17 protein-coding genes are annotated in these 20143 nt (G+C 58.2%); 6 read left to right on the forward strand and 11 right to left on the reverse strand.

Going from position 1 to position 20143, the window contains the following annotated elements:
- Nucleotides 1-30: 30 nt before the first annotated feature.
- The 7 genes from RISK_RS13805 to glmS form a co-directional block, all read right to left on the reverse strand.
- Complete coding sequence (locus RISK_RS13805; RefSeq protein WP_047814900.1) at nt 31-735, reverse strand: cytochrome c3 family protein; 705 nt, start codon at nt 733-735, stop codon at nt 31-33.
- A gap of 353 nt (nt 736-1088) precedes the next feature.
- Entirely contained in the window at nt 1089-1994 is a 906-nt protein-coding gene (gene pyrF, locus RISK_RS13810) for an orotidine-5'-phosphate decarboxylase (RefSeq protein ID WP_047814901.1), read from the reverse strand.
- Between the two features lie 109 nt (nt 1995-2103).
- Nucleotides 2104-2643: a hypothetical protein gene (locus tag RISK_RS13815; RefSeq protein WP_236696287.1), complete on the reverse strand. Its 540-nt coding sequence runs from the start codon at nt 2641-2643 to the stop codon at nt 2104-2106.
- A gap of 898 nt (nt 2644-3541) precedes the next feature.
- Nucleotides 3542-4132 (reverse strand): 3-isopropylmalate dehydratase small subunit, encoded by a 591-nt coding sequence (gene leuD / locus RISK_RS13825; RefSeq protein WP_047814904.1) that lies wholly within the window; start codon nt 4130-4132, stop codon nt 3542-3544.
- 174 nt (nt 4133-4306) lie between these two features.
- Nucleotides 4307-5764 (reverse strand): 3-isopropylmalate dehydratase large subunit, encoded by a 1458-nt coding sequence (gene leuC / locus RISK_RS13830; RefSeq protein WP_047814905.1) that lies wholly within the window; start codon nt 5762-5764, stop codon nt 4307-4309.
- Between the two features lie 183 nt (nt 5765-5947).
- Nucleotides 5948-6145 (reverse strand): hypothetical protein, encoded by a 198-nt coding sequence (locus tag RISK_RS13835; RefSeq protein ID WP_047814906.1) that lies wholly within the window; start codon nt 6143-6145, stop codon nt 5948-5950.
- A gap of 137 nt (nt 6146-6282) precedes the next feature.
- Entirely contained in the window at nt 6283-8136 is a 1854-nt protein-coding gene (glmS, locus tag RISK_RS13840) for a glutamine--fructose-6-phosphate transaminase (isomerizing) (protein ID WP_047814907.1), read from the reverse strand.
- Nucleotides 8137-8653: 517 nt separating this feature from the next.
- On the opposite strand from glmS, the gene RISK_RS13850 reads away from it, so the two are divergent.
- From RISK_RS13850 to RISK_RS13875, 6 genes are all read left to right on the forward strand, one after another.
- Nucleotides 8654-10135 (forward strand): sensor histidine kinase, encoded by a 1482-nt coding sequence (locus tag RISK_RS13850; RefSeq protein WP_083434973.1) that lies wholly within the window; start codon nt 8654-8656, stop codon nt 10133-10135.
- A 171-nt stretch (nt 10136-10306) separates the two neighbouring features.
- On the forward strand, nt 10307-10678 hold the full coding sequence (locus RISK_RS13855) for a DUF3127 domain-containing protein (RefSeq protein WP_047814908.1): 372 nt from the start codon (nt 10307-10309) through the stop codon (nt 10676-10678).
- Nucleotides 10679-11023: 345 nt separating this feature from the next.
- Nucleotides 11024-12703, forward strand: a complete 1680-nt coding sequence (locus RISK_RS13860; protein WP_047814909.1) for a GH3 auxin-responsive promoter family protein — start codon at nt 11024-11026, stop codon at nt 12701-12703.
- Between the two features lie 156 nt (nt 12704-12859).
- Nucleotides 12860-13906 (forward strand): ketopantoate reductase family protein, encoded by a 1047-nt coding sequence (locus tag RISK_RS13865; RefSeq protein ID WP_047814910.1) that lies wholly within the window; start codon nt 12860-12862, stop codon nt 13904-13906.
- Complete coding sequence (locus RISK_RS13870) at nt 13903-15189, forward strand: ATP-grasp domain-containing protein (protein WP_047814911.1); 1287 nt, start codon at nt 13903-13905, stop codon at nt 15187-15189. Before RISK_RS13865 ends, RISK_RS13870 begins: the two co-directional genes overlap by 4 nt.
- Before the next feature lie 118 nt (nt 15190-15307).
- On the forward strand, nt 15308-15766 hold the full coding sequence (locus RISK_RS13875; RefSeq protein WP_236696288.1) for a superoxide dismutase, Ni: 459 nt from the start codon (nt 15308-15310) through the stop codon (nt 15764-15766).
- 55 nt (nt 15767-15821) lie between these two features.
- Here RISK_RS13875 and RISK_RS13880 read toward each other — a convergent pair whose 3' ends face one another.
- The 4 genes from RISK_RS13880 to RISK_RS13895 all read right to left on the reverse strand — a co-directional run bounded on the left by RISK_RS13880 (nt 15822) and on the right by RISK_RS13895 (nt 20095).
- A complete protein-coding gene (locus RISK_RS13880) occupies nt 15822-16751 on the reverse strand; it encodes a cupin-like domain-containing protein (protein WP_047814913.1) in 930 nt (309 codons plus the stop codon).
- A gap of 18 nt (nt 16752-16769) precedes the next feature.
- A complete protein-coding gene (locus RISK_RS13885; RefSeq protein ID WP_047815054.1) occupies nt 16770-18128 on the reverse strand; it encodes an amidohydrolase family protein in 1359 nt (452 codons plus the stop codon).
- A gap of 131 nt (nt 18129-18259) precedes the next feature.
- A complete protein-coding gene (locus RISK_RS13890; protein ID WP_236696289.1) occupies nt 18260-19327 on the reverse strand; it encodes a sialidase family protein in 1068 nt (355 codons plus the stop codon).
- A 135-nt stretch (nt 19328-19462) separates the two neighbouring features.
- Complete coding sequence (locus RISK_RS13895) at nt 19463-20095, reverse strand: bL17 family ribosomal protein (protein WP_047814915.1); 633 nt, start codon at nt 20093-20095, stop codon at nt 19463-19465.
- Nucleotides 20096-20143 lie beyond the last annotated feature (48 nt).

The raw sequence follows: 20143 nt of genomic DNA on the forward strand, positions 1-20143 counted from the left end.
GAATACAGCGGGCCGGTTGGTCTTGATGGACTATCGGTGACAAACCGCACAATGGACTTGTGGATTGATGTTGTGTTCTTCTCGGTGGGCCTTCGCGAATTCTTCTTGGTTGGCGAATTCACCCCAATCGTGGTCATCCGCTTTCCAATCAAGCTTGGTCACCAGCTCGACGGGGCGAAGGTGTTCATTTGGGTTGCGGTGACAGGTGATGCACCATGCCATCGACAACTGCTCGTGTTGGTACACGACTTCCATTTGATCGATGCGCCCGTGGCAGGAAACGCAACTGACGCCTGAATTCACGTGCGCGGCGTGGTTGAAGTAAACGAACTCCGGCAGGTTGTGAATTCGCATCCAAGCCACACTCCGGCCCGTTTTCCAACTCTCGTGGATCGGTGCCAACTTGGCACTTTCCGTTCGAACCGCACCCAGTGGCGTTTGCCCATTCTCGGCAGCAGGTGAGTGACAGTTCACGCAAGTCGCGGTGGGAGGCACCGCCGCGTGAGCCGCATCAAACACGGTGTTGTGGCAATACCGACAATCCATTTTCAACTGTCCCGCGTGAAGCGCGTGACTGAATGGGACCGGTTGCGTCGGTTGATAGCCCACGTTGAGAGTCTGAGGGTCCGTTACCAGTCCACCCATGGCAGCGGCGTACACGCCCCCGCCAACAAGGGCCAGTCCCAGAACGCCCAAGAAGGGATTGACCCAACGTGGAAACAAAAAACGTTTCATGATCGATCCAAATCACTCGCCAACGGAAACCAAATCTCAACCGCAGTTCGCACCCGAGGGATCACCTCGATGTGCAACACGCCCGAGCAACGTTGACGAGACAAGAAAAAGTAATAGAGCATCCGCGCAACTCTTGCCGACGCGGGCCGGGATTATCAGTCGGAAACACCTGCGAGGGCAAGGCCAGCGGAGGATCAGCGACATTGTGTCGCACAAAAAAACCAAGCTTGGCCGACAATACCGGCTCTTGACTCGCGAGAGAGCCCCTCTACGCGTCTGCGCAGCGGAAATCGCACCAAGGAATCGGGCAGAAAAAACGGGAGCGACGAAAAAAACAGACGAACTTGCCAGGCTCAGCCCTTGAGCTGCTCGTTCATCTGCAGGGTCGCGGCTCGCACAGCATCCTGCCAATTGCTCTCATCCGCAGCGACTGAAAACTCTTCTCGTTTGTGCGCAAAGATGATGTGACGCGAACTGTTCACCACCGCCCCCGTCCCATTGGCATCCAGTGCCGCCCGGACGTCGTCGGCCGATCCGCCCTGGGCCCCAAAACCGGGCACCAACAGAATACTGTGCGGCATCGCCTTCCTCAGCTCGACCAACTGCTCGGGGTATGTCGCCCCCACCACCGCGCCCACGGGCCCGTATCCGTCCGCGTCCAGTCGCGGCCGATTCAGCTCCGTGACCAACTCCGCCACCGATTGATAGATGGTTTTGCCGTCCACGCTGAGATCCTGCAGGTACCCGCCACCTGGATTGGATGTCTTCACCAGCACAAAGATCCCAGCCGCTCGGAGATCGCAAACCTCGACAAACGGCTCCAGGCTGTCTCGCCCCAAGTAGGGGCTGACGGTCAAGGAATCACTGCCCCAAGGCGAACGATTCGGCTCAGAACTGCCCAGATAAGCGTCCGCGTACGCCGTCGCGGTGCTGCCGATGTCATTGCGTTTGCCATCCGTGATGACAATCAACCCAGCTCGATTGGCGTGCGAGATGACTTCGCCCAGCGACACCATGCCAGCCGGCCCAAGCTGTTCAAAGAACGCCGCTTGAGGCTTCACGCACGGAACCAAGTCGGCCACCACATCGATGATTTCACAGCAAAACTGCGTGTAAGCGGCCGCAGCCAGATCCTTTCGATCCCCCGTCACAAGGTCCCGAAGCGGCTTCGGCAACTGCGCCAATCGCGGGTCCAATCCCACGCAAGTCACTGATCCGGTCCGCAAAATTGCCGCATTGAGCCGCGTGGCAAAGGTCATCAATCACATCCCGTTGAAGTCTGGTTTGAAACAGACGGAATGCTATCGGATCTCAGACAAATTGTCGGCCCAGCCTCCAGGACTTTTCATCCGCCACGAACCAACCCGCTCACGCCGCGGCCAAACCAGACTGCTCGGTCGTTCGCTGCAGCAACCGCCCGTCGTCCAACCATTCGCTCACGAAAACCTGCCCCTGCAGAGCCTCCAATTCGATTCGCACTGGCGCCAATTCCGGCAACGCATCCCCCGCAGCGCACTCTCGTTCACGAAAACCGCCCGAGACATCGCCCTCCCATTCCGTCGCGAGCGCGAGCTTCATCCCAGCCGTGGTCAGAGGATCAATGTTCTGCGGAAACAGGTCCGCTTCGGGGTCGACGGAGGCAACGTCCATCGCGTGCCACCGACCATCGGTGAATTTCATCCAAACCTTGATCCCCAACAACGCGTTGGGCAACGAACTGTTGTTCACGATCGCCAGGTTCAACCAATACTTCAGCACGATTTGTTTTTTGCCTGGCGCCACCCGCCGGTAGGTCGCGGTGTCCTCCATCGCCATCAGCATCGTGCCCCGCAACCCCGTGACCGTGCAGGCAGCCAACTTGGCTCGCTCACGATTGGCACGTACCAACCAAAAATAAAACGTTGACACGACAGCAAAAAACGACGCTGAGAGCGACAACCCCTCTCGCGCGAACTCCATCTCTGACCAAGCCACTTGCGTTCTCCTGCGTTTCGAAACCCACCCCATCCGGTCTACCCCAGCAGCACCGAGGGCCGAAAGAGCGAAACCAGCCCCAGCCAAGAAACTCACGGCAATCAGCCCCACCCCAACAAAGGAGGTCGTGCAGTTTTTTGGTGCTGCATTTTGGCGGGTTTTCACTCGGCGCACCTCTCCTGAAACGCAGTTTGGGGAGAGCGACGCCGCTCAGGCGTACGCGAGGATGAGGGCCGAGCATGGGGAGCGGCGCGGATGGCCCTCCCTAGGGTAATCTCGCTCAACGCTCGCTTTCCGCCCCCTCCCGCTGCACGGGCGGGGTTCTTAAGCAGGTCGGCAGGAGTGATCAAGCACAACCATGTGAGCCGTTTGGGCGTTAGCCCCGGTTGTGCGTGAAAACCGTGGCTAACGCCAGCGGCTCACATACCCGATGACACCTGCGCACCTGCTTAAGGCATTGCAAGCACAGCATTTAAAATGCTGCACGACCTCAAAGCGTCAGATGGAACGTGAGGAATGGGAAAGAGCCTCAGTGAGGCCCTGCTTCTACCTCGTGCTCGTGCTCGTTTTCTCCGATGGGCTTCCAAGCCCGTCGAATACACGTGCCCCCGAAACGCGAGCGAGGAACCGCACCTTTCGCCGCTCCGCGGCTTCAGGGCGAGGGTTTGCGGCCGAGACCTCGGGTTGAAACCCGAGGCTGACGACTGCCACCGCTCCGCGGTTGGGTGAGTCGGATGCATTCGCGGCAACAGCCGCGGAGAACCTTGGGTTTCACCCCAAGGTTGGGACTGCACTCACGCGCACAACATTCACGAACCGTGACCCCCGAAACTTAGCCGCGAGCTTCTTCGAACGCGGTGATCTTGTCTTCGTGCTTCAGCGTGAGGGCGATGTCGTCGAGGCCGTGCAACATATTGTGCCGGCGACTCTCATCGACTTCGAACGAACGCTCAAAGCCTTGGCCGTCGGTGACGACCTGGTTTTCCAAGTCGACGGTCAACTGATAGGGGTTGCCCTTCTCGGCTCGCTGGAACAACTCTTCCACGTCTTCTTCTGACAACGCGATCGGCAGGACGCCGTTTTTGAAGCAGTTGTTGAAGAAAATGTCGGCGAACGAGGGCGCGATCACGGCACGAAAGCCGTAGTCGTCGAGCGCCCAAACCGCGTGCTCGCGACTGCTGCCGCTGCCGAAGTTCTGACGCGTGAGCAAGATCGACGCCCCTTTGACATTGATGCGGTTCAGCTCAAAGTCTGGGTTCTCGGTCTCGCCGTCTTCCAAGAAACGCCAGTCAAAGAACAGGAACTGGCCGAAACCGGTTCGCTCAATGCGTTTCAGGAATTGCTTGGGGATGATTTGATCGGTGTCGACGTTGGCACGATCCAGCGTTGCCACAACGCCTTGATGTACGGTGAAATTTTGCATGATGAAAGCCTGCGGCTTCAGCCATTCGCTGTTCGCGTCTGGCTGGTAGCTCTGGAGGGGTGGTTTGTTAGCCGATGGGGGCTGGCCCCGGTTGTCGGCGTGAAGACAGAAAACAAAGCAGCTAGCAGCCAATGGCTAGCCGCTAGCAGCCGAGCAGAATTGCCGCCAGGCAACTCAGCGATAATCCCAGTCGCGAATGTCGACGAAGTGGCCTTTGATCGCGGCCGCAGCAGCCATCGCGGGGCTGACCAAGTGGGTTCGGCCACCCTTGCCTTGGCGTCCTTCGAAGTTGCGATTGCTGGTGCTGGCACAACGTTCGCCGGGAGCCAACTTGTCCGGGTTCATCGCCAAACACATGCTGCAACCGGCTTCTCGCCAATCAAATCCTGCGTCGGTGAAGACTTTGTCCAGGCCTTCTTCTTCGGCCTGCAACTTCACCTTGCCACTGCCGGGCACGATCATCGCGTTGACCTTGTCACTGCAATGATGGCCTTTGATCACGGCCGCAGCGGCTCGCAAATCTTCGATCCGTGCATTGGTGCAGGAGCCAATGAAGACGCGATTGATCTCGATCTCAGTGATCGGCGTGCCGGCCTTCAGATCCATGTACTGCAGTGCCGAAGCCGTCGACTTCTGCACGTTCACGTCGGTGCTGTCACCGGGCGAAGGCACCAACGAATCGATGCTGCAAACCTGACCCGGGTTGGTTCCCCAGGTCACTTGCGGGCGGATGTCCGAGCCCTGGTAGACGTTGCTTCGGTCGTACGTCGCACCGGGATCCGATGGCAATTTCTTCCACTCTTCCACGGCAGCATCGAAATCAGTCGGGCATTCCGGACGACCGCGCAAGTAGTCGAACGTGGTTTGATCGGGCGCGATCATGCCGGCGCGAGCCCCGGCTTCGATCGACATGTTGCAGACCGTCATTCGCTCTTCCATCGTCAGGTTGCGAACAGCGTCCCCGGTGAATTCGAGCACGTAGCCTGTTCCGCCTGCGGTTCCGAGCTCACCGATCAGATACAGGATCATGTCCTTCGCCGTGACTCCGCGAGCCAGTTCGCCATCGACGCGAAGCTCGAACGTCTTGGGCTTGAACTGCAACAGCGTTTGCGTTGCCAGAACGTGCTCGACTTCGCTGGTTCCAATTCCAAACGCGAGCGAGCCGAACGCACCGTGCGTGGCCGTGTGGGAGTCGCCACAGACAATCGTCATGCCGGGCTGGGTGTAGCCGTTCTCGGGGCCGATCACGTGCACAATGCCCTGTCGCACATCATCGATGTCGAACAGCTGAACACCGAATTCTTTGCAGTTCTCACGCAGCGTTTGAATCTGCTTGGAACTGATCGGGTCCGCGATGGGCAGGCTGCGATCGGACGTGGGGACGTTGTGATCGGGAGTCGCGATGGTCCGCTCGGGACGACGAACGGGGCGGTTGTTGATCCGCAACCCTTCGAACGCCTGGGGGCTGGTCACTTCGTGAACCAGGTGCAGATCGATGTAAATGATCGCAGGCCCGGACTCGGGAGCGTGAACCAGATGCTGGTCCCAGATTTTGTCCAGCAACGTTTGTTTGCCGGCGGATTGAGGAGTGGCCCCCGCTTGGCTGGGGGCAGTCGAAGAAGCGTCAGACATGGATCGTGAGACGAGCGTAGGTGGGGAAAACTGGGATTTTAATCCCGGGAACCCGACACTGTCGACACTCTAGGGCAACCTGTCAACTCAAAGCAGTGACAGAAGTTGTGCTCGACAACGCCATCGGCGGAGCTCCCAATCCTCTCACCAAACCGACTCATCCAACCCGATCCAACCTGCCAATCAGACCGGCTCTTCGATGAATTCGTGAACGGGTTGCTGGCCAGGAACAATCCGTGTGATGCTGACCTTGGTGCGGCGGAGTTCCTCCACCTCTTCCAACAGATTGTTCAGCAAATCAGCGATCTCGGCTCCTGCCGTTTCGCCAACGTGGACCATGAGTGCTTTGCGTGAGTTGTAGCTCAAACCCCGATCGTTCATCTCAGGATAACTCCACTGCAGGTGTATTCGAAAAGAAACAGAAAAGGCCCGTCGGCTTGATCAACCAACCTTGGACGATCAAGCGAAGAAGGTAAGACAGACCCTAATTGACGACCAGGCTCGCCCAGCCGTGAAATTCACTCCACTGTGACACTTTTCGCCAAGTTGCGAGGCTTATCAACGTCACAACCCCTCAAAACGGCAATATGGTAGGAGAGCAATTGCAGGGGGATCGCCGAGACAATCGGCTGCAGAAACTCGGGGACTTCCGGGATCATGATGACCTCATCGGCGATCCGGCGAATCTGAGCTTCTTCGTGGCTGGCGACCGCAATCACGGGACCACCGCGAGCCTTGACCTCCTCCATGTTCGACATGACTTTGTCGTAAGTCGTGCCGCGAGGCATGATGAAAACGCTCGGCGTGTGCTCGTCCACCAGCGCGATCGGGCCGTGTTTCATCTCAGCCGCAGGGTAGCCCTCCGCATGGATGTAGCTGATTTCCTTCAGCTTCAGAGCCCCCTCGAGAGCGGTCGGGAAGTTGTAGCGACGACCGAGGTACAAGAAATTGGACGCGTCGGCGTACTTCGCAGCAATCCGGCGGACTTCCGAGTCACACGTCAACGCTTGCTCCACCGCGGCCGGCAACCGCCGCAGTTCTTCGATGATGCGGCCGCCTGACTCGAAACTCATGTGCCGCATTCGGCCAAAGTACAGCGACAACATCGCCAGGACGCAGCACTGGCTGGAATACGCTTTGGTGCTGGCCACACCGATCTCCGGTCCGGCGTGAAGGTAGACCCCGCCGTCGGCCGCTTGTGCGATCGAACTGCCCACCACGTTGCAGAGCGCCAGCGTGCGGTGCCCCTTGCGTTTGGTCTCGTTCAGTGCGGCCAGCGTGTCGGCCGTCTCACCACTTTGGGTGATCCCGAAAACCAGGGTGTTGTTCTCAATCGGCGGGTTTCGATACCGCAGCTCACTGGCGTATTCCACACAAACGGGAATCCGCGCGAACTCCTCGATCATGTATTCCCCAACCAAGGCCGAGTGCCAACTGGTCCCGCAACCGGTCAAAATGATGCGTTCCACCCCGCGAAGCTGCTGCGGAGTCAGGTTCAATCCGCCAAAGACCGCGGTTGCGTCCTCATCGTTCAACCGGCCCCGCATGGCGTTGCGAAGCGAATCGGGTTGCTCATGAATTTCCTTGAGCATGTAGTGCTCATAGCCATTCAGGCTGACCTCGCCGGTGTCCTCCGCCAACGGCTGAATGTTGACTCGCACCTTGCCGCTGTCGCGATGCAGCACGGTGAACCCCTCGGCTGTCAGGACCGCGATTTGGTGGTCGGCCAGGTAGACGATGCGATCGGTTCGCCCCGCAATGGGAGAGGCGTCGCTGGCAATGAAGTACTCGCCGCGACCGACGCCCAGCACCAATGGGCTGCCAAATCGAGCGGCAATCAGCAGCCCGGGCTTCTCTCGAAATGCGACGGCCAAGCCATAGGTGCCGCGAAGCTGTGCGATCGCCCATTGCACCGCCGTCACGTAACGCATGTTGGGCTGAGCCGGATCAACCGGTGTGTTCTTCAGGCCTTCGGCGACCAAGTGCGCAATCACTTCGCTATCGGTCGCGGATTTGAACGCGTAGCCCTTGGTGATCAGCTCGTCTTTGAGCACCTGGAAATTCTCGATGACGCCGTTGTGAGCCAGAACGACCTCGCCCTCCCCACCAAGATGCGGGTGAGCGTTCTCTTCGGTCGCCGGCCCGTGGGTGGCCCAGCGAGTGTGCCCCAGCCCCATCGTGCCTTTCGGCGGGGTGCCCAGACGATCGGCCAAGGCCTGAATTCGACCGACTGACCGCGTGATGGCGATCTCGTTTCCGCCGTGAATGGCCACCCCAGCACTGTCGTAGCCGCGGTATTCCAATCGCCGAAGCCCATCGACCAAAAACTCAGCCGCTTGGTCCGCACCAACGTATCCAACAATTCCGCACATGGCTCTCGCCGCTCTCGAATGACAAAAAATGAGTTCGCGATGGTTGCTATGTCCCACGCGAGCGTGGCCGACGTCAAGAGACGACCGCCAGGTCACCCCGGCCAACCTTCCCGTTTGCATGAAATCAAATGCGCCCAGGCAGCCGGATCCGTGACCCACGACCGTTCTATCGGCGTTTGCGTTGCATTCGATCCAACCCTTTGACGCCACCGGATTCGGATGATTCCGTCGAACACTCAAAACCGCTGCGACCCGTTCAATTCCCCCAATCCGAGGAACCAATGCTGCTGGCAAAACAGCATTTTTCAAGGCAAAGTCCCTCTACGGCACAACATATGACGATGGAGTAATCGTTGCTGCATTTGGTTTCACATTGAAGCGTGAGATCAAATCGACCGGGCCGTGAGTGGCATCCTGTCGATTGAATCTCAGTCCGCGTTCACCCCAACGCTCAGAGAAAGACGCCCCGCCCGGCGGCAACGACACGCCTGCCCCGTCGTGAACGAAAGCCCACAATATGCCCCCGTCCAACCACCCATCCACCACCAGCGTGCGTCCCAGCCGCCGCGTCCGCCGCAACACCGCCTCCCCCACCAAGGAAACGGCACCCGATCCACTCGGCGCGGCCGTGCGACTGCTCAGCGAAACCGCGCACGATCTCAAATCGCCCCTGGCTGGGATCGCGGCCACCATGGAAGTCATCCGCGACGGCAGCCTCGGCGACGTGACGCCCTCGCAGGCAGAGTTCTTACGAGGGGCGATGAACCAGTGTCGCTACATCGATTCCCTGATCGGTGAATTGGCGCGAGCCGAACGACTGAGGTCGGGAACGCCTCGCGTTCGCCGAGTCGCAACCAAACGCTCCGCAATTCGCGAATCGGTCGAGTTGGCCACCCGCTCGATTCTCAGCAACAAGCAAATTGACTTGCTGTGGGACGGAGTGGATCCCAACTCAGCCGACGTGTTGATCGACCCGACGATTCTGACACGATTGCTGACCAATCTGATCATCAACGCCGAACGCGCCAGCCAAGCCGGTTCGCCAATCCTGATTCGGGTGGAAGACGACCTGCCTCGCGGAGTCGCCGTTTGGTCCGTGATCGATCGCGGACGAGGCATCGCCCCTCAACGATTGCAGCAAATCAGCGGAACCAACTCAATCGAGTCAGACCTGGGCGGCGAGGGGCTGGGGCTGATGATCGCTCGACAGATGGCGTCGCTGCACTATTCGAGCCTGACGTTGCGGAGCCGAGTCGGAAGCGGCACCGACGCGATGTTCGAAACCCCTTTGGCCACCCCTTCCGGAATCGCGACCACCTTCGCGCGGTTCCGCTCTCTGAAACGCGGGGGACGCTCTCGCCCCAAGACAATCCAGCAGTGGAAGTCAGGCCCCGACGTGGCGGAACGCGAACTCCTGGGCGGCAAACGCGTGCGGATCGAAACCGTTCAGAACCAATCGTCCTGGCATCAGATTCAATTGCACTGCGATGACAGCCGCCCCACCCGTCCCGATCGGCTGGCACTCGGGCGAGTGACCGCTGACGAGGAGTGCTCGATGGAAATGGCGGATCGTTTCGACGAAATGCTGCAGGACAACCTCAGCCAGTTTGAACTGGCCTATCGAACTTCGCGCCGCAGTTGGGTGTGTGCGTTCGACGCCGACCATCACAGCATGCCCACCCGAATGCAGCAGATCGAATCGCTCTCTCGCCGTGCCACACCCGCCATGCACCTGCAATGGAGCGAACCTTCGATTGTGCCCGTTCACGAGCGCAGCCTTCAGTGCCTGCTGCTCGATGCGATGACCACCCGATCGCTGGCCGAAGCCCCAGGAATCATCCCCGACGTCGATTCCGTTCGACTCGGAACGCCCGAGATCACCTTTTCACCCGTCGCCTCCGCTCGACTGGACGAAGAACTTCGACGCATGAACCAGCGAATGAAGACGCAATCGGAGCGACTGCAACAACAATCCGCTTCCCTCCGGCCGCAAGGCTGAGCACCGCGCCCCGCGGAACACTGCCGCCCAAAGACACTTGGGATTCCGGACGTTTGGGTTTAGGACCTTTAGTCGTTTGCGATCAACGTTTACACTTCGCCGCTGTGATTGCTTCGGTCCGTTTTCGACCGAACAGACGATTTTGCGAGAAACATGCGGGCGAGTAGCGAGATGAGTGATTCAACAGTTCGAGGCGTGGTCCACGTGATCGAAGAAACCAAGACTTACGGTCAAAAAGGGTTTCGCAAACGGATGGTCGTTCTCGAACAAGACAAAGGCAGCTTCAGCAACTACATCCCCATCGAATTCACTCGCGACGCTTGCGACAGCGTCGACGAGATGAACATGGGCGACGAAGTCGAAGTCGCCTACCGTCTGAACGGCCGGAAATGGCAGCGTGACCCGCAAAGCGAAGTCAAATACTTCGTGAGCGTCGAGGCCCTTTCCTACAAAGTGGTCGGTGCATCAGGCGGAACGGGCGGCGGAGGCACCGAAGCAGCCAATGACGCGTTCAACGAAGTGGACGACGAAGCGCCCTTCTGACCGATCCCAGCTTGGCAGACCGGAAAACCCGCCCAACAGAGCCCCTATTGGGCACGGTGACACGGAGCCACCAACAGGAACACACGTACTCCTGAGCGGTGGCAAATCGCTTTGAGGACACTGCCCTCAACTTGGCACCGGCCATCTGGGGGACTACAAAGGTCCTCCAGACAACTCAGATTGCCTCGCCATCGCTGCGCACAGCGGACCGATCTCAGCCTCCACCGTGGCCTGCCTCGGACGCAAATTGCATCCGCGCCCCACGCCCTGGATTCGCGACGGACAAAGGACGCCGAGAACATTCTGAGCTGATTGGCCCATTCCGACCGAGGGAGCCCGCTCACCATGTCCCCCGATCCCATGACGCTGCTGCGGCGTTCGATGCTGCGATACAAGGTCGGCCGCCTGGAACGGTATCTCGCCACGGCAGAGCGTGCGCGCGAGATCCAGCGAGAAAACCTGCTTCAGCGAATTCAGCAAAATGCGGACACCGGTTTCGGCCGCGACCACGGTTTTTCTGAAATCCGCACGCTCGAAGATTACCGACGCCGCGTGCCGATTGCCGGCTACGACGAAGCTCGCCCCTATGTGGAACGGGTGATCCAAGGCGAAACGACGGCTCTGTTCCCCGAGAACACCAAAGTCGTCATGTTCGCGACGACTTCGGGAACCACCGATCACCCCAAAATGATCCCGGTCACCGAAGACTTTTACCGCCACTACAAAGCCGGCTGGCAATACTGGGGCACGGGGGTCTACCGCGATTACCCGCACCTTCTGCAAATGAAATCGCTTCAGTTCTCGAGCCACTGGAACGTCACCCAAACTCCTTCCGGTGCCCCCTGCGGAAACATCAGCGGGCTGGCCGCGGAAACGCGACCGTTCTACATCGGGTCGCTGTTTGTCCTGCCCTCTTGCGTCATCCAAATCACGGAACACCTGGCCAAACACTACACCGCACTGCGACTCAGCCTCGCATGCGACCGCGTTGGAAAAATCGTCACCGCCAATCCGAGCACGCTGGTCGAAGTCGCCAAGTTTGCCGACTCCATGAAGGACACGCTGATTCGGGACATCCACGACGGCACGCTCACCGGCGACCAGCCGATTCCCGATACGATCCGGCAACGACTTCGATCTCGCCTGCGGCCCAACCCTCGCCGAGCACGGCAACTGCAACAAATTGTCGACCGAACCGGCCACCTGTACCCCAAAGACGCCTGGCCTGACCTCACACTGCTGGCCGTGTGGACCGGTGGCTCCGTTGGCATCTACCTGAACCAGTTGCCCGAGTACTACGGCGACGCGGCGATCCGTGACCACGGGCTCTCGGCCAGCGAAGGCAGGATGACGGTTCCTCTGCAAAACGGCTCGCCATCAGGCATGCTCGACTACAGCAGCCACCACTTTGAATTCATCCCTGAATCCGAACGCGACAGCAGCCAACCAAACGTGCTGGAAGCTTCCGAACTGACCGAGGGCGAGAACTACTTCATCGTGCTGACAACAGCCAGCGGCCTGTATCGCTACGACATTCACGATCTCGTGCGATGCGATGGTTACTGTGGCCAAACCCCCATGCTGTCGTTCCTCAACAAAGGCAAAAACTTCTGCAGCTTCACAGGTGAAAAACTCAGCGAACATCAAGTCATGCAGGCAATGCAGCAAACCCTGCAAACCCTCAACGTTCCATCCTGCACCTTCACGCTAGCTCCGACGCTGGGCGAACGCCCGCGTTACCACCTGGTCCTGGACGATGCCTCGCTGCCCAATCTCTGCGAACAGATTGGCAAAGAACTGCAACACCAATTGTCGCAAGTCAACTGCGAGTACGCCGACAAGTGTGCCAGTGGACGCATCGAGCCAATCCAGGTCACTCGCGTTCCCGCCGGCACCTGGGAAAAGCTGCGACTCAACAAGACCTCGAAACGAGGCAATTTCGAAGAGTACAAACACCCGTGCCTGACGAATGACCCCGAGTTCATGCAAACCCTCCGGCAACTGGATCCATCCCCTCCCCACTGAGCAGGCCAACCGGGATCGACGCCTCGCGTGAACGCACATCCACCGCGTGCTTCAATTCGGCGAGCGTCACTTAAAGAGCCAGCGCTGGCCCGTTATCATCACTCATCGAATTTTTTGCGCCGGCCCTTTTCAATCTCTCATGACCGACATCCCGCTATGAAAATCAGTGTTCTTGGGGCCGGCGCGATCGGCACCATGCTCGGAGCTTTGATCCGCGACAACGACCCGTCTTGCCAAGTTGTCTTGCTTGGACGCGGGCCACACATTCAGACCATCCGTGATAGCGGACGCGTCCAACTGCAGGGCCCCTGGCCGACCCGTGACGTCCAAGTCCAAGGCACCGACAACCCAGCCGACATCGCGGACTCGGACCTGGTCCTGGTAACGGTCAAGTCGCAAGCCACCGCCGAAGCCATCGCCACGGTCGCCCCCTACCTTGGTTCAGCCATCGTCGTGTCCGTTCAAAACGGATTCAATGACGAAGCCTTGCTGCAACACGTCGACGAAGACCACTTGGTCATGGGAATCACCGCCACCAATGTGACCGTTCCTGAACCCGGCACCGCCAGCCTGCAGTTCAAAGGCACAATCGTCCTCGGCCCCAATGCCCAAGGCACCAACGCGGCCTCCGCGACCGCCGCGACCAAGACGCTTGAGAAGACTGGCTTTCGCATTTTTGAAGAACGCAATGTCGAAGGTGTGCGGTACAACAAACTGGCGATCAACTCCCCCGGTTACGCGGCCTCGCTCTCGCAGTCCAACTTCATCACCGAAGCCGTCTGCCATCGCGGTTGGCGAACTGCCGTGGGCAAACCACTGGCCGATGAATGCTTGCGAGTTTTCGAGACGGCGGGCATCCAACTTGCCAACATTCCCAAACTTCCCGACATCCGAAAACTGCGAGGCTTCTTCGGAAAGCTCGACTCTCGATTGCTCGGCCCGATCGTTGGCACGGGTGCCAAGCTGATCTTCAATCGCCGACCGATTCAGTTTTCTCTGTACCAGGATCTGCTCAAAGGCAAAGGCACCGAAGTCGACCACACCCTCGGTGAGATCGTTCGCTTGGCTGAGCGGCACGGCACGACGGCCCCCTGCAACCAAATGGTGATCGACCTGGCCCACGAAATCGAGCAACGCGGAGCCGGCAAGTTTTTCACCCGCGAAGAAGTCATCGAACGTTTTCAAACGATTCAATCGCGATGAGCAAATCGCGGCGAATCCTGTTGACGGAAGGATCGAGCACGTCGGCTCGCCAAACACTGCACTGCCTAGGCGGCCGACACACGATCGACGTGATGGATTCAGCAGCACTCAGTCAAGGCCGTTTCAGCACGTTCGTGAGACACTGGCACCGATGCCCGCTGTCTTCCGTCGATCCGATCGCGTACCTGCGACGACTGAAAGAACTGATCGACGCTCACGGTTATGACGTGGTCATCGCCACGCACGAGCAAGCCTACCTGCTCAGTCGCGTGCGAGATCAACTTCAAAACCATGTTGGCGTGGCGTTGCCAACCTTTGAAGCGATCGACCGATTGCAAAACAAAGCCAACTTTGCACGGGTGATGAAAGAACAGGGCCTACCTCAACCCAAGACTCGGATCATTGACGGCACGTCACTCGAAACGCTCCGTGAAGGCTGCCTGGCACAATCCGATTTCCCGTGCTTCCTCAAAACGGCACATGGAACCGCCGGACGAGGCGTGATCGCAATTCACGACCCCACGGAGATGCTTGAATGGGTAAACGAGCAAACGGCCAACAGCGACTCTCTTCCCAACCAAGAAATTGTCCTGCAATCAGCAGCCCCCGGCGAACTGTCGATCCTGCAAGCCATTTTTGATCGCGGTCGCCTCGTTGCCTGGCACGATGCGATGTCACTTCGACGTGGTGTCGGCGGTGCTCCTATTGTTCGGGTCAGCACGCATCGTGAAAATGTCGCTGATGACGTCCGACAACTTGGTCAGTCACTGGACTGGCACGGAGCCCTCTTCGTCGAATATTTCTACGACGAAGCATCCCGTCGTCATCAATTCATCGAGGCCAACCCGCGAATTGGCGAAACCGTCAATGCGATGCTAGCCGGAGTCAACTTGTGCGAAATCCTGGTGAACGTTTCGCTCCAAGAGATCCCGCCGTCGTCGCCGGTCGCCACAGGCGTCGCGGGGGTCAAATCTCACCAATTCCTGACAGCGCTGCTCGACCAAGCCATGCAGACCAACTCGCGAGCGGCGGTGTGGCACGAATGCGTGAACCGACTCCGTCACCGACAGGGCTATCGCGATTCCCAGCCTGAGATGATGCGTCTGAGGCAGGATCCACTCAGCGGCATCCCACCACTCGCCATCGCGTTTGAACTGCTGCTGTCGCCCCAACGCTCACACAAAATGGTTCGCTCGACGGTCGCCAACTATGGGCTGAACGCCGATGCGGTGGCAAACATCGCCAGCCTGCCGGACCAGGAACTCTTGGCAATCTTTGGGTGAGGTGGAGCTTGCGCCGCACCGGCAGAAGAAGTCGGTACAATTGGAAGGCGGTGCAAGTTAACTTGCGCCCACCGGACAGCCTCGCTCTTTCGCTCCAATCCCCGAACTGGACCACAATATGAACCGCCTGTTTGCCTCGACCATCCTGACACTCGTGTTTGCCACCATTGCCTCGGCTCACTGCCAAGTTCCTTGCGGAATCTATGGCGACCAACGTCGCTTTGAAGAAATGCTGGAAGACGAGCACACGATTTCGAAAGCCCAAACCGAAATCAATTCCTTGGCTGGCAAGGCCGATGCCCAATCGGTCAACCAAGCCGTTCGTTGGGTCACCACCAAAGAAGACCACGCCACTCGCATCCAAAACACGATCGCGGCCTACTTCATGGCTCAGCGGATCAAAACGGACGACCCTGCCTATGGCAAGAAACTGATGGCCGCTCACAAGGTGATCGTCAACGCCATGAAAGCCAAGCAGTCCGCAGACCCTGCGACCGCCAAAGCTCTCGAAGAATCGATCTTCGCCTTCTACGAAGCTTACGAAGGCAAGAAACCTGACTTCGATCACGAACATTGATCGACCGAGCGAGCAGCCAAACCTGCTCCGCCCAGCTCAGCATTAAAATTCAACCTCAGGCCGCCTTCTGGGCGGCCTGACTCGTTTGCAGCAGACCGCTGAGAATCTTCTTTCCTTTCATCACCGTCCTGGCTTTTCGAATCAAGGTGGGAATCGCCAAGATCACCATCGGACTGCGGACCACCTCCTTCGCCACGCGACTCAAACCGCGCCCCAAAGAAACCTCTTGCGTCAACGTGTTCAGTGCTGGTTCGCCCGCACCTGCGAAATTATCAAGCATCCATTTGACGCCCGACGGCATCACCCCCCTCGTCTTCTGAAGCAACCACAGGATCTCTGATTCACGCGCTGCAATCTTGGTTGCGGCAGGCTGCTGCTTGGGCATCAGAACCCAGTTCACGTTGACATTGAGTTCGCCAATCGAGTGCACGTGGTGGAACCAATACCGAGGCAAAAACACCATGTCGCCCTCGTTCAAATCAAACTCGTAGACCCGCTTGCCTTTCAAAGAGTTGTCCTCGAACAAACAAGTCTTCGAGAATGGCATGTTGGGAAGCGGCGTTTCTGGGGCGACGATCGTCCAGTGCTTCTTGCCTTTGAGCTGCAAATTAAAAACGTGCAACGAGTGACCGTCATAGTGCCACGGCGTGGTGTGCCCTCCCGAGTTGAACCAAACGCGAACGCAGTTGTCTCGCAAGAAGGCGGTGTCCGGATTCATTGATTCCGTCACGACGGGCGGCGTGGTGCAGGCATCGTCAATGATCTCTTGCCGAACGTCATACCAAAGCAACCGCTCGGTCACGGACGTATCAACCGCAATCTTGTCACACAGAGATCGGCAAACCTCTTCCGCACCACCGTCCGCGTGCGTCACACCCCGAAAAATCACAGGCTGCTCAGTCGCGTAATGATCGCGAAAAAAAGCTTCGACATCAGTGGCGTCCAACGATGGAATCTCGCGAGCGGCCGGAATGGACATGGTCATGATGCGGTCTCGTTGAGATCAATCCGAGGAATGCTGCGCGGCAAATGCTTCCACCCGTTCCCGAACGCCGGGGATCAGCTTGGTGGCGTTCTCATAATACAGCTTCCGGAGCACCTGGGGAGGAAGATCCACCCCATCGATCTGCCACAACCCTTGCGGCGGTGGCTCCTTTTCGCTGTAGGGAAACGCCTCATCATTGGTTTCAAAGAATCGCCAATAGTACTTCAGGCGTTTCTTCGGCCACGGACCGTCCGTCCCAAACAAAATCCGGTCCTGGTATCGGATCAAAAACTCTCGTGCTGCGCGAGGCTGACGCCCAAGCTCGTTGATTCGTGACGCAGGCTCAAGCCACAAATTCGGATACCGCTCCATCCACTCGCTCACCAACGCCAGGTCCTCGGGACTGTTGGCAATGTGAGCTCCAATGAACTGCGTCTTGGGATGCTTTCCAATCATCCGATTGCGAGCTTCGAAAAGCTCTTCGCGAGAAGGGAACTCCTCACCATGAAAACTCCAATCAGGATGCCGCGACAACTCTTCCCAGCGTTCGTTGCGTTCGTCAACCGGATCGAAGAAGGCAGCCGGATCGGCGGTGTGAATGATGATCGGAATCTGAAGCTCACCGCACGCAGCCCAAATTGGATCCCATCGAGGATCATCAATCTTGACCAGCGAGCCATCCGGATTGCGATGGCCCAAACCAAACCGCTTGAACAGCTTCAGTCCCGAAGCCCCTTGCTTGACCGCCTCACGCAATTGCTCGACAGTCCGCTCGGCAAACCCAGGTCGGTGACACGCCCAGGTGGAAGGATCGTCCGTCGCACCGTCGCACCGCCAATCCACGTTGGCGTACAACACGAAACGATCGCGATGCGTTTTCCACAAGAACTCCTTTTGCTCCTGGAACTGGGAGCCAAGCTTGCCGTCCAGAGAAACGCACAAAGCGATGCGATTGCAGTCCATGGCCGCGACAAAATCTTCGAGAGCCTCGCGGTTCATTCGCAATCGATAGAAGAAGTGCGTGTGCACGTCGACCACCGGAAACGCAGCCCGACTCACCTCCGTGACTTTCGTCTTCAACTGCGACTTGGGGTTGTATCGATGCAGTGACAGGTCACCCCCATTCCTACCGTCCAGCTCATTGGATTCCGCTGTCTCGGCCGCCATTTCGGTTGACTCGACGCTTTCTGAATCACCCCCTTCTGCTGCGACCTTCTTTGTCCCGCAACCCGCGGCGCTGTGGGCTGTGGCATCTGCGGCGTGGCCCCGTTGCGATGTCACATCGCGATCACTCGGCGATGCTGCCGCCGTAGGGCAACACCACACCACAGCCATGGCCCAAGCACCCCACACCAACAACGCACGTCGAACAGTCATATCGCTCAAAAACAAAGGGAAGGAAGTTCGTCGCGAATTGTAGCGTTCCACCATCCGCATTCATTGGAAGATTCGATGAAAACGAAAGGGCAACGACGCAACCAAGCTCACGCCAATCCATCACCGAAAGATCAATCCAACTTCACCTGGGCAACATAAATCGCCGTTGTGAAGTCAGTCTCGACTTCCGCATCCAGTGACTCGTGCTGCGAGTAATAGCTCACCCACAGCAGACCGTCGTGATACACCAACCCGGCGTAACTCGTGTCGCCACCGGATGGCAGCGCGAGAAACTCATCCAAGGCACCCGTCTCTGGATCGATCCAGCACAACGAGGTACGAACCTGCCCGTCGTAGAGACGCACCGCCGCAACCAGTTTGCCATTGGGCAAACGAATCATGTGTGGCCCGCCAATCCGGACTCCCATGTCCTGCCATTTCCAATCGGTGTAAGGCGGCTTGGCAACGCCCCACATCCCTGACTTGCTCCCGGCGTCGCGGCGCAACAAGCAGTGCGCCGTGTCATCTTCCGAAAACAGGATCGAAGATTCATTTGGATAGCCGTCAATCATCAAGTTGTCGACCAACACGTCGTACTGACGCCCGTCCTCACTCTCGTACAAACGGACGAACCGATCCTCCGGAGCGGCAGTCCGATAGCCAATGCTGTACCCCTTGCCGGCATGTGACCAAGACGTTCGCCACAACCAATCGCTGATCTTGCCAATGGCAACTGGCTCACTCCAGGTCACGCCATCATCCGAAAACCAATTGTAAGACTGATGACTTCCATGACTCGCGTCGTGCAACGCCCCAGCCCCGCTCAACAGCAACTTTCCATCAGGTGTCACGGACAATTTTGCGTCGCGAAGATCGGCGGTGTCGCTTTCAATCAACGCAACAGATTCCCACTTCAATCCATCTTCACTCCGCAGCACCCGCAACGCACCATCGTCAGAGACGTGCCGCGTGCCCTCACGAAATACGCAGAACCAATGTCCCTGAAAACGAGCCAGGTCCGTGAACGCGTTGTGATGCGCCTCATCCCAGATGCGATCCACTCGCACCAACTCAGCCGCCTCACCCACGGAAGGCAGTTGAAATGCAGCCAGAAAGAACAGCATCCACGATCCCAACCCGACCGACACTCGCTTCACTGCATCCATCTTCCGACCACCAATGACTGAACTGAGAAACAAGAGGGCACACTCGCTCAGAACGAGCACACCATCCCGGAGAGAATAGTTCCTGACGCACTCGCCCCCAAGTGAACGCGCATAAAAAAAGCAGCCCAAATTGGACTGCTTTCTTTTTCAATGATTTGCGAACGCGGTTCAGCTAGCCGAAGCGGTTTCTTCTTCGGACTTCGCTTCGGCTTCAGGAGCCGAGGTGTTCTCAGGGGCGTCTTGCTCAAAAGCAGGACGTTGAGCTGAACGGGTGACCCGGTCGTTCTTGCCGACCAGTTCCAGAATCGCACGTGTTCCGCCGTCACCCAAACGAGGTGTGGCCAAACGCATGATCCGAGTGTAACCACCGGGACGATCGACGAAACGCTCTGCAATGGTGTCGAACAAAACCGAAACGGCTTCGCGATCACCGATCAATTGCAAAACGCGACGCTGAGCGTTGACATAAGGAGCACGAGCGTCGGCCCACTTGGTCCACTGCTCGCTCTTACGCCATTTCTTGTATTCATCGGAACCACGCTCGGCGGTCGTTTCGTACTTCTTGGCTTCTTCGAGAGCTGCCATCGAACGCTTTGCGAGCGTGATGCATTTCTCAACCAAAGGACGAACTTCCTTGGCCTTTTCCAAAGTCGTGATGATACGACCTGGGACCTTGGGAGCATTTTCATCCAAGCTGGCGTCACGTTCGGTCAAGAACAGGGCGCTAGACAGGTTCCGCAACAATGCTTTGCGGTGAGCTGGAGAGCGGCCGAGAACGCGGCCTTTGCGGCGGTGACGCATGACGCGAGTCCGTCAAATTGAATGGGAGTGAAATGAAAGGTGATTGAA

The sequence above is a fragment of the Rhodopirellula islandica genome (assembly GCF_001027925.1).
In the GTDB taxonomy this organism is placed as follows: Bacteria; Planctomycetota; Planctomycetia; order Pirellulales; family Pirellulaceae; genus Rhodopirellula; species Rhodopirellula islandica.

Coding starts and splice junctions, on each gene's coding strand:
- RISK_RS13895 (WP_047814915.1), bottom strand. CDS start 20,095: ATGCGTCACCGCCGCAAAGGCCGCGTTCTCGGCCGCTCTCCAGCTCAC.
- RISK_RS13875 (WP_236696288.1), top strand. CDS start 15,308: ATGAACCGCCTGTTTGCCTCGACCATCCTGACACTCGTGTTTGCCACC.
- RISK_RS13850 (WP_083434973.1), top strand. CDS start 8,654: ATGCCCCCGTCCAACCACCCATCCACCACCAGCGTGCGTCCCAGCCGC.
- RISK_RS13880 (WP_047814913.1), bottom strand. CDS start 16,751: ATGACCATGTCCATTCCGGCCGCTCGCGAGATTCCATCGTTGGACGCC.
- RISK_RS13885 (WP_047815054.1), bottom strand. CDS start 18,128: ATGACTGTTCGACGTGCGTTGTTGGTGTGGGGTGCTTGGGCCATGGCT.
- RISK_RS13860 (WP_047814909.1), top strand. CDS start 11,024: ATGTCCCCCGATCCCATGACGCTGCTGCGGCGTTCGATGCTGCGATAC.
- leuC (WP_047814905.1), bottom strand. CDS start 5,764: ATGTCTGACGCTTCTTCGACTGCCCCCAGCCAAGCGGGGGCCACTCCT.
- glmS (WP_047814907.1), bottom strand. CDS start 8,136: ATGTGCGGAATTGTTGGATACGTTGGTGCGGACCAAGCGGCTGAGTTT.
- RISK_RS13835 (WP_047814906.1), bottom strand. CDS start 6,145: ATGAACGATCGGGGTTTGAGCTACAACTCACGCAAAGCACTCATGGTC.
- leuD (WP_047814904.1), bottom strand. CDS start 4,132: ATGCAAAATTTCACCGTACATCAAGGCGTTGTGGCAACGCTGGATCGT.
- pyrF (WP_047814901.1), bottom strand. CDS start 1,994: ATGACCTTTGCCACGCGGCTCAATGCGGCAATTTTGCGGACCGGATCA.
- RISK_RS13870 (WP_047814911.1), top strand. CDS start 13,903: ATGAGCAAATCGCGGCGAATCCTGTTGACGGAAGGATCGAGCACGTCG.
- RISK_RS13865 (WP_047814910.1), top strand. CDS start 12,860: ATGAAAATCAGTGTTCTTGGGGCCGGCGCGATCGGCACCATGCTCGGA.
- RISK_RS13855 (WP_047814908.1), top strand. CDS start 10,307: ATGAGTGATTCAACAGTTCGAGGCGTGGTCCACGTGATCGAAGAAACC.
- RISK_RS13805 (WP_047814900.1), bottom strand. CDS start 735: ATGAAACGTTTTTTGTTTCCACGTTGGGTCAATCCCTTCTTGGGCGTT.